This is a genomic window from Pseudomonas sp. SH10-3B (assembly GCF_019891415.1).
GTDB lineage: Bacteria > Pseudomonadota > Gammaproteobacteria > Pseudomonadales > Pseudomonadaceae > Aquipseudomonas.
The window spans coordinates 1-9,268 of the sequence record NZ_JAFLXD010000041.1 but is presented as its reverse complement, the minus strand read 5'-3'; the positions used below and the strand labels follow the sequence as shown (position 1 = coordinate 9,268).

At 59.6% G+C, this 9,268-nt stretch carries 11 protein-coding genes; 4 read left to right on the top strand and 7 right to left on the bottom strand.

The genetic code is table 11. The features are described 5' to 3' along the window. Nucleotides 1–135: 135 nt before the first annotated feature. Together J1G35_RS24200 and J1G35_RS24195 are read left to right on the top strand one after the other, a co-directional pair. Nucleotides 136–387, top strand: a complete 252-nt coding sequence (locus tag J1G35_RS24200) for a type II toxin-antitoxin system HicA family toxin (RefSeq protein ID WP_038846635.1) — start codon at nt 136–138, stop codon at nt 385–387. Beyond that, nucleotides 384–749, top strand: coding sequence for a type II toxin-antitoxin system HicB family antitoxin (locus J1G35_RS24195; RefSeq protein WP_053140604.1), 366 nt, complete (start codon nt 384–386; stop codon nt 747–749). Before J1G35_RS24200 ends, J1G35_RS24195 begins: the two co-directional genes overlap by 4 nt. A 30-nt stretch (nt 750–779) precedes the next feature. Here J1G35_RS24195 and J1G35_RS24190 read toward each other — a convergent pair whose 3' ends face one another. From J1G35_RS24190 to J1G35_RS24175, 4 genes are all read right to left on the bottom strand, one after another. Further along, complete coding sequence (locus tag J1G35_RS24190) at nt 780–1,952, bottom strand: MFS transporter (RefSeq protein ID WP_223016206.1); 1,173 nt, start codon at nt 1,950–1,952, stop codon at nt 780–782. 40 nt (nt 1,953–1,992) lie between these two features. After that, nucleotides 1,993–3,348, bottom strand: coding sequence for an MATE family efflux transporter (locus tag J1G35_RS24185; RefSeq protein WP_223016205.1), 1,356 nt, complete (start codon nt 3,346–3,348; stop codon nt 1,993–1,995). 245 nt (nt 3,349–3,593) lie between these two features. Then, entirely contained in the window at nt 3,594–4,058 is a 465-nt protein-coding gene (locus J1G35_RS24180; protein ID WP_256243962.1) for a hypothetical protein, read from the bottom strand. Nucleotides 4,059–4,066: 8 nt separating this feature from the next. Then, nucleotides 4,067–4,981, bottom strand: a complete 915-nt coding sequence (locus J1G35_RS24175; protein WP_223016204.1) for an NAD synthetase — start codon at nt 4,979–4,981, stop codon at nt 4,067–4,069. 185 nt (nt 4,982–5,166) lie between these two features. Between J1G35_RS24175 and J1G35_RS24170 the strand changes: the two genes are divergently transcribed. Next, a complete protein-coding gene (locus J1G35_RS24170; protein WP_223016203.1) occupies nt 5,167–5,655 on the top strand; it encodes a type VI secretion system tube protein Hcp in 489 nt (162 codons plus the stop codon). Here J1G35_RS24170 and nadE read toward each other — a convergent pair. Genes nadE through J1G35_RS24155 form a run of 3 tightly spaced genes read right to left on the bottom strand, consistent with a single transcriptional unit; the run spans nt 5,645 to nt 8,335 of the window. Next, a complete protein-coding gene (gene nadE, locus J1G35_RS24165) occupies nt 5,645–6,457 on the bottom strand; it encodes an ammonia-dependent NAD(+) synthetase (RefSeq protein WP_223016202.1) in 813 nt (270 codons plus the stop codon). The genes J1G35_RS24170 and nadE overlap by 11 nt on opposite strands. Nucleotide 6,458: 1 nt before the next feature. Then, nucleotides 6,459–7,676 (bottom strand): nicotinate phosphoribosyltransferase, encoded by a 1,218-nt coding sequence (gene pncB, locus J1G35_RS24160; protein WP_053140626.1) that lies wholly within the window; start codon nt 7,674–7,676, stop codon nt 6,459–6,461. Nucleotides 7,677–7,687: 11 nt separating this feature from the next. Further along, nucleotides 7,688–8,335 carry a nicotinamidase gene (locus J1G35_RS24155; protein ID WP_223016201.1) on the bottom strand — a complete coding sequence of 216 codons (648 nt, stop codon included), beginning with the start codon at nt 8,333–8,335 and terminating at the stop codon, nt 7,688–7,690. Between the two features lie 146 nt (nt 8,336–8,481). Between J1G35_RS24155 and J1G35_RS24150 the strand changes: the two genes are divergently transcribed. Continuing rightward, nucleotides 8,482–9,174, top strand: a complete 693-nt coding sequence (locus J1G35_RS24150) for an NUDIX hydrolase (protein ID WP_053140632.1) — start codon at nt 8,482–8,484, stop codon at nt 9,172–9,174. Nucleotides 9,175–9,268 lie beyond the last annotated feature (94 nt).

The window sequence follows — 9,268 nt, the reverse complement described above, 5'->3', positions numbered from 1 at the left end:
TAGCGGGGGGGGTGGGCGGCGTAGAGCGAGCGGTCATCAAGGGTTACATCAATCCCAGGAAAGACACACGAACCCTAGCTAGCATTGACGAATACCACTTTCTGCAACTACATTTAGTTACACGCAAGGAACGCCGTGTCCAAAAATGAAAAGCTGCTCGCCAAACTGCTCAACGAGCACATGGCATTTACCTGGCCCGAGCTCGTCACGCTGCTGCGTCGTCTTGGCTACACACAGATTGAGGGGGCCGGAAGCCGCGTCAAGTTCGACATCGGCGACCCGAGTGCAATGATCACCTTGCACAAGCCTCATCCCGGCAACGAACTGAAACACTACATTCGGCGCCAGATCATCGAACAATTGAAATCAGGAGAACTGATTCAGTGAACAACCAACTGAAACACAATGGCTACATCGGCTCTATCGAAGCCAGCCTCGAAGACAACTGCCTGTTCGGCAAGATCCTGTTCATCAAGGCTCTGGTGAGCTACGAAGGCAAAACCGTCGCCGAACTGGACGCCGCATTTCGCGAAGCCGTGGACGACTACCTCACTACCTGCCAAGCCCTTGGGCAAACACCGGAGAAGCCGTGCAAAGGCTCTTTCAACGTGCGGGTCGGCCACGACCTTCACCTTGCCGCCGCCCTTGAAGCGACACGTAAAAAGGTGACCCTGAATGACCTGACGCGCCAGGCGCTGAACGAATTCCTGCAACACCACCGAGCGGACTCCTGCCCCGTGACTGGCTGACGTTTCGACGTTTCATTGCCAGTGTGGCGCTCAGTCCAAGCGCCGATACCCCAGCACCGCTGAGCCCATCACCACCGCCCCCGCCGCCAGCGCGACCCAGAACCCGCTGGCTGCCCCGAAGTGATCGATCATCCAGCCGGAGCTGGCGGCGCCGATGGCCACGCCGATGCTCAGGCCGGTGATCAGCCAGGTCATGCCTTCGGTCAGGCGGCTCGACGGGACGATACGTTCCACCAGGGCCATGGACACGATCAGGGTCGGAGCGAAGAACAAGCCGGAGACAAAGATGGCCACTGCCAAACCCGGAATTTTGGTGACCAGCAGCAACGGCAAGGTGGTCAACGCCGTAGCCACGCCGCAGAACAGGAACTGCCGGGGCAACGACGCCTTCAGCTTGAGGGTGCCAAAGGCCAATCCCGCCAGGCACGAACCGATGGCGTACACCGAGAGCACGATGCTTGCCGCCGCCGGCTGCCCCTGCTGCTGAGCAAAGGCCAAGCTGACCACATCCACCACGCCGACGATCACGCCCATGGCCAGCAGCAGGATCATCAGGATCAGTACCGACGGTGACGCGATCAGCCAGCCCCGATGGTGAGCGTGGTGCTCGTGCACCGGGGGTTCGGTCGCGCGTTGCAGCACAAACGTGGTCACGCCAACCGCCAGCAGCAGCGCGGCCACCAGAGGCCCGGCTTCGGGGAACAGCACCACGCTCAAGCCCACCGAAATCGGCGGGCCGATGATGAAGCACACCTCATCCAGCACCGATTCCAGGGCAAAGGCGGTTTGCAGCTTGGGCTGGCCCCGGTACAGCTCGGTCCAGCGCGCCCGCACCATGGCGGACATATTCGGCATGCAGCCCGCCAGGGCAGCAAACAGGAACAGCGTCCAAGTCGGTGCCTGCAACCGCGTGCACAGCAACAGCAGCAACAGCGCCCCGCCGCCGATCACGGCGGCAATCGGCAGCACCCGGCCTTGGCTGTAGCGGTCCACCAAGCGTGACACCTGCGGCGCGCAAAACGCCGTGGCCAGGGCGAACACTGCCGCCACCGATCCGGCCAGGCCATAGCCGCCGTGCACCTGGGAGAGCATGGTGATCAGGCCAATACCGGCCATGGACACCGGCATGCGCGCCAGCATGCCGGCCAATACAAAGGCGCGGGCGCCGGGGACCTGGAACAACTCGGCGTAAGGGTTTGCCATGACTTAAACGCCTTCTGTCCTTAAATTGCGCATCCTTTTATCACACCAGCCGCTTGATCTGCTTATGCCGCCACACCAGCCGGTAATACGCGGTCTGCAAGCCCAGCATCGCCAGGTACGTCACCGGGAATGCCATCCAGACGCCTTCGAGGCCGAAGTGTGCATTCAGCAGGTACGCCATCGGCAGCTCCACGCACAGCACGCAAAAGATCGAGATCGCCACCGGCATGAGCACCACGCCGCTGGCGCGCATGATTCCGCCGATCACGGCCTGGAAGCCGAACACGAGGATGCTCCACAACATGATGTGCAGCAGGTGCTCGGCATTCACGCGTGCGGCGTCATCGGTGATGAACAGCCCGAGCAACCAGTGGGATAACACGTAGCCCAGCACGATCAGGCCACCGGTCAGGCAGGTGTTGATCAGCAACCCCGTGCGCAGGATCGGCCCGATACGCTCCAGGCGCCCCGCGCCAATCGCCTGGGCGCCGAGGATCGACGCGGTGATGGCAATCGACAGGGCCGGGAATTGCACATAGTTGACGATCTGCGTCACCGCCCCATACGCCGCCGTGGCTTGGGAACCGTGACCGTTGACCAGGGCGAGGATGACCAGTTCAGACAGCGACAGCACCACCATCTGTAGGCCAGTAGGTAAGCCGATGCGTAGGACCTTTCCCAAAATCACGCGATCCAGGCGCAAGGCCGCGAGCAACTCGCGATCTGGCGCCATCACATGGTTTTTATGGCGCAGGCGCAGGATCAAAAACAGCATCGCCGCAGCGTTGCCCACCAAGCCGGCGTACACCGCGCTCTGGATGCCCATCGGCGGCAGGCCGATCCAGCCGCGAATCAGCGCCGGGGTCAGCAGCACGCCGACCAGGGTCGACACCATCAGCGCCAGCAGCGGCGAAATCGTATCGCTGACGCCGCGCAACAGCTGGGTGTAGAGGATAAACACCAGCAGCAGCGGCATGATCAACATCATCATCTGGGCATAGCCCACGGCATCGTCGAGCACATCCGCAGGCGTGCCCAATGCCTGCAACGCGGGGCGCGCAAACAGACTGCCGAGCACCGCCGCCAGCAAGCCCACCAATGCGCCGAGGGTCAGGGTGGCACCGGTAATCGCCTTGACCATCGCGGTTTCCTGCGCCCCCCAGGCCTGGCCGATCAACACCGAAGCGCCCGCCCCCAGGCCGATCACCAGGGCAATAAAGAAAAACACAATGGGGAACATCCCCGACACAGCCGCCAGTGCCTGGGTGCCGAGCAGTTGCCCGACATAAATACCGTTGAGCGTGCCGGAAAAGCTCTGCAGGAAATTGGACAGCACCATCGGTGCCAGAAAGATCAGGTAGACCTGCCACAGCGGTCGTTGCAAAGGGCTTTGCATGAAAAACGGGGCCTCGGAGAACTAAAGCGTCCGAGGGTTATACCGTAATTGGATCCGATCTTCCTGTGCTTTGCATGATCTACGGATCGCCATCAGGCGCGGGTTCCGAGGCCCGCATTGGATCTTCAGCATCACCGCGACTCAGGTCGCCACCCAGAAACGGCTCGGCGTGCCGATGGAATATGCACAGCCCAAGGAAGGCGCGGTGAGTCGGTCGATTGAGCCGTATAGCCTTATAACCGCGCCTAGCGCCGGAATCGTTGGCGCTGGGTGCGGATTATTCTGCCGATGCGCTGGCGTTTTTCGCGCAGTTTTACCCACTCATTGCGGGCTTCGCGGTGGAGTTTGCTGTTGAGCAGTAGTAGGGCAAGCAATGGAAACAGAATGCCTGACACATAGAAAACTTTATGAGGACGATAGGCGATGGTGGGTAGAACACCAACCAAGCACAAGAACATCAAGATAACTGGGACCCATATCCATCCTGGATAGCCACGGACAACCATGAAGTTGCAGTGGGCGATAAGAAAAGACGCACCGAGTACCGAAAAATAGGAATACCTGAGGTTCTCACCGGCGGGTAGCACTTCAAAGTAACTGCCAATCATCAGCGGTATACCGATGGCGATCGTAAAACCTTGAGCAAAAAGTGCCCCCATAGATACAGGAAAATAGCGCTTCAAATAACGCAGGAGTTCCTTATAAGTCATCAGAAATATCATTCTTCAAACGCCTCATATAACCCCACGGCAATCGTTCGAAAATTGCCATTTACAATGCTACCTCCCACAGTCATTGAAGCGCCTACGACATCCTTGATCTGAGTAACCGTGGCATGGCGAAGCTTCGCAGGGGTCAGTCGCTTGGGTAAATCACCTGCCAGCTGTTTCAACTTGATCATTTTCGAAGTCAACTGCGGATGTTGAATACTCAACAACTCCTTCGTCAATTTTGCTCTTTCCTGTCGAGTAAGCCCCTTGAGTACTGGGTACCAACCTTTGCCGGTGGTTGCCTTCGTCAAACTGACTAGCTTTACAGTCGTTAGGAAGGAGGTGCTGGCCCCCACAAGCGCAACAGCGTCCAGAGCAGCGGTTGCATGTTGATACCAAGGATCACTGTCCAGCGCTTGATTTTTCAAGGGATCGGTCAATTCGTTGTACACGCGATACCCGCCAACAATGCATTGGACGAAACTGGCCGTAGCAGACGTATAGCCAACAACTGCAACTACTGAGCTGATACCACCAGTAAATGGGATTGCAGCGGTACCACTGACTGCCACAAGCCAACCTAAAATCGCACTGCCGCATGCAAGCCCCATCCCGAGCGCCTCAAACACGAGTTGCGATTCCACCGGCTCATGCTCCAACCGCCGCACAAAATCCAAGCGCGCCATCGAACTCGGCATCTCCCGCAAAATCACGCGTTTGGGCAACACACTGCAAATCGGCTGAAACTCACGCAACGTCACCGGCCACAACTGGGCGTCGAGGTAAACCACCCCTGCCCCGGCAATCGCAGGATCAGCGTCGATCACAGCAAACAGTCGACGCAGATCAATGCTGCTTTCTACCCGCTCACGGGTGGTGAGGTGAGCCTTAGGGAAACCGTCCTTCAACAAGCTGGTAGCCATTCCTTTACTCCTGAACCCACAAGAGCGCAGAGCGTAAAGAATCAATATCCGTGAGGAATGTAGGAAGGTTTCCTTTTTTAAGACAGCCACTTCCCGATCTGGCCTCAGCGTCTTGTAGTCAATCCTGGGAATGGGAAAAGTACGCCCCGCGCCACTACCGGCGAACGATCAAACAAGGAGCGAACATGGCAACCGATATGTTTTTGAAGCTGGGAGACATCAAGGGCGAGTCCAGGGACCAGGCACATCGTGATGAAATCGATATAACCCGCTGGGGCTGGAGCCTGTCCCAATCCGGCTCCATGCACGGCGGCACGGGTGGCGGGGCCGGCAAGGTCAATATGGCGAATATCGCGATTGAGAAGACCCTGGATAAATCCACGCCAAACCTGATGATGGCCTGCGCAACCGGCAAGCATTACCCCGAAGCCCGTATCGTGGTGCGCAAGGCTGGCGGCGACAGCAGCGTGGAGTATCTGCTGATCACGTTGAAGGAAGTCATGGTTGCCACTTACGACACGCGTGCAGCGGCAACCAATGACGTACTCACGGAGGAAATCAGCCTTAACTTCGCCAAGGTTGAAGTCAGTTACCAGCCGCAGAAAGCCGATGGTGGAAAAGATGGCGGGCCAATCAGGTTCGGCTGGAACATTCGCGAAAATATCAAGGTGTAGGCACGACAGGCAGCGCCCGCTTGTGCGCTGTCTTGCTGTACGCCCCCTCGACAATCGCCCTCACCCGCTCACTCACCGGCTCGCCCATCAGGTACGCATCGATCTCTTCGTACGTGCAGCCGTAGGCCTGTTCATCCAGCTTGCCCGGTGCGAGTTCTTCCAAGTCGGCAGTGGGCTGCTTGTGAACCAGGTTCGTCGGGGCCCAAAGGGCACTGGCGAGCAGGCGCACCTGGGTCTTGGTCAGGCCGGCCAGCGGGGCCAGGTCGCAGGCGCCGTCGCCGAATTTGGTGAAAAAACCCATCAGCGCTTCGGCGCCATGGTCGGTGCCGACGACCAGGCCGTTGTGCAGGTTGGCCACGGCGTACTGGGCGATCATGCGGGTGCGGGCCTTGACATTGCCTTTGATGAAGTCGACCTGGGCGGCGCTGGCCTCGGAGGCGCTGAGGCTGGCCATCAGGCCGTCGACGCTGGCGGCGATGTTCAGGGTGTCGATATGGTCCGGGGTGATGAAATCCAGCGAGGCCTGGGCGTCGCGCTCATCGGCTTGGGTCTTGTAGGGCAGGCGCATGGCGATAAAGCGCGCGGCGTAGTCCTCGGCCCGCAGTTGCTCCACCGCCAGTTGGCACAGGCGCCCGGCAGTGAGGGAATCGACGCCGCCGCTGATGCCCAGGACCAGGGCCTTGCAGCCGGAATGACGCAAGGTGTGCTTGATGAAGTCGATGCGCCGTTGGATTTCCCGAGGCTCGCCACCTTTACCCAGCGCACGGTTGATATTCAGTTCCTGCGCGATACGTTCTTGCATGTCACACCTCCACGTTGCCGACATTGAATACCTTCGCTGCGTACTGCAAAAACGAGGCGTCTTCGCAGACGTTCTTCACCGGGTCATCGGAGAACTTCACCACCGGTTCGCCGTGCACCCGCACCAGCTTCATGACGATGCTCAGCGGCTCCACGCCGTCCACATCACAGGCCAGGCTGGTGCCCATGCCGAAACCGAACTTGGCCTTGCCACGGATGTGCCGCAGGATCGGCAGGCATTTTTCGAAGTTCAGGCCGTCGGAGAACATCAGGTCCTTGGTCATCGGGTCGATACCCAGCTGTTTGTAGCGGGCCAGCACCTTGTCGGCCCAGGCGATGGGATCACCGGAGTCCTGGCGCAGGCCGTCGTAGAGCTTGGCGAAGTACAGGTCGAAATCCTTGAGGAAAAAATCGGTGCTGATGGTGTCAGTCAAGGCAACGCCCAGCCGGCCACGGTATTCACGCACCCAGTTTTCCAGGCCGGCGTTCTGGCTTTCACGCAACCGCCCCAGTTGCTGGTGCACCATCATCCACTGGTGAGCCATGGTGCCGATCAGCGGCAAGTCGAATTCATAGGCCAGGTGCGCATTGCTGGTGCCGACGAACTGGCCGGGGAAGTCGCGACGCATGATATCCACCACTTCGCGCTGGGCCTTGAACGACAGGCGCCGGCGCGTGGAGAAGTCAGAGACACGCAGGTCGGCCAACTCGTCTCGGCTGAGGTTTTTTTCCAGCCAGTCGAACTTCTGGTAGAGCTTGCGGGTGACATCTTCCAGGGTCACGTCGGGGTATTTGGCGCGGTTGCGCAGTTCGCTGACCAACGCCAGTACCGGCTGCTCGAACATGATGCAGTGCAGCATCGGGCCGATGACGCGGATGTTGAGTTGGCCGTCCACCTCACTGACGTGGATATAGCGCAGGTTGAAGCGGAACAGACCGAGGAAGCGTTCGTAGTCGGGGGTCAGGTATTCGCGAAAGCGCGGGTTGAACAGAAAGCGCAGCTCGCCCTCGCGCATCTGCAGGCCGGCCATTTTTTCAAGCTCGGCGCGCAACTCGGGGATCAGGTGGCCGAGTTTTTCCTTGGCACGCACGATGAAGTTGTATTCCACATCGACATTCGGATGCTGGTGCAACACCGCCTGCATCATGGTGAAGGTGTAGTAGTCGGTGTCGAGCAAGCCCTGGATCACCGGGGCTTCGTAGTCGTAGGCACTTTCCATGGTGTATCTCCTTAACGCGTGGCCATCGCGGCCAGTTCTTCGCGGGTGCTGCTGATGACAGCACCGGCCTTGAGCAACTCATTGACGGCCTGTACGCCGCCCTCCTCGCTGATTCCACGGCACGCCGGCAGGTGCAGGACCACCTCCAGGCCGGCCTTGAGCAGTTGCAAGGCGGTGGTCTTGACGCAGTAGTCCAGGGCCAGGCCGCCGACGATCACGCGGCTGACGCCCTGGGCCTTGAGGTACTCGATCACGCCGGTGGAGAGTTTGTCGTGCAGGTCGTGGTAGCAGGCGCCATAGGGGTGCAGGTCGGGTTCGACGCCCTTCCAGATGAAGTAGTCGTAGTCATAGGGGGTGGGCAGTTCGTCGAGCAGAGTGAAGCCCTCGGTACCCGGCACGCAGTGGCTGACCCAGGTCACGTCGGCGTGGGCCAGGCCGGTGGGCTTGAGCATCTCGCTGTGTTGCGTGACCACCCAAGGTGCGTGCGGGGTGTGGGCGTCCTTGCTGCCGACGCGGTGGCCGGCGAGGCTGGCCATATAATTGAGTTCGGCACCGATCTGGTCACCGCCGGCCACCGGCAACTCGTTGGGGCACAGCGGCGTGAAGCTCTTCTGGGCATCGACGTCGAATGAAGCAAGGGCAGTTTTCGCAAGGGTCATGGCGGTTCTCCTGTGGCCTGGAAACAAAAGTACACGTCATGTACTTACATTGCAAGAAACATTTATTTATCTATCCTGACGCAGGTACATGACATATCTGTTCGATCCGTTAGACTGTGCCCCACCGCTGTTCAGAAGGACGTCACATGCCCCTTAGCCCCTACCTCCATACCGTCGACCTGTGCGTGCTGTGCTACTGCCGCGCTGCCGGAGAACTCAAACTGCTGCTGAACAAACGCGAAGCCGAGCCCTTCGCCGGGCATTGGGCGCTGCCGGGCGTGGTGGTGAATGGCGGCGTGCAAGATCTGAGCCTCCAGGATGCGGTGGAACGCTTGCGCGTCAGTGACAAGGTCGGCCTGGAGCTGGCCTGGAGCGAGCAAGTGGGCACGGTGGGCGATGCGTTTCGCGATCCGCGTTGCTGGTCGTCATCAACGTACTACTTGGCGATCGTCGCGGATGAGGTGCAGTTGGGGGAGCATCAAGGCTGGTTTGGGTTGAAGGCGGTAGCGGACGGCAGCATCAAGTTGCCGTTCGATCACAACAGCATCGTGGCGGCCGTGCAGGAGCGGTTGTTCTCCAAGTCGCTGTACAGCAGCTTGCCGCTGATGTTCCTGGGCAATGAGTTCAGCGCGCCGGAGGCGACCACGATCTTTTCCCTGGTGCTGGCGCGGCCGGTGCTCAAGACCAGTATTCGCCAGCGCTTGTTGAAGCTGACGGAGGCGGGATATTTGCGCGAGACGGGGCGCAAGAAGCATGGCGAGGGCGGCAGGCCCCAGGCGACGGTGGAGAACTTGAAGCCTGGGGCGGTGTACTTCTTTGATCGCAGTTTTGCCGACTAAGCACCCTTTCAAGAACGATGACGTTCAAATGTGGGAGGGGGCTTGCTCCCGATAGCAGTGTGACAGTCAGCAAATAAAGTGACTGATCCACCGC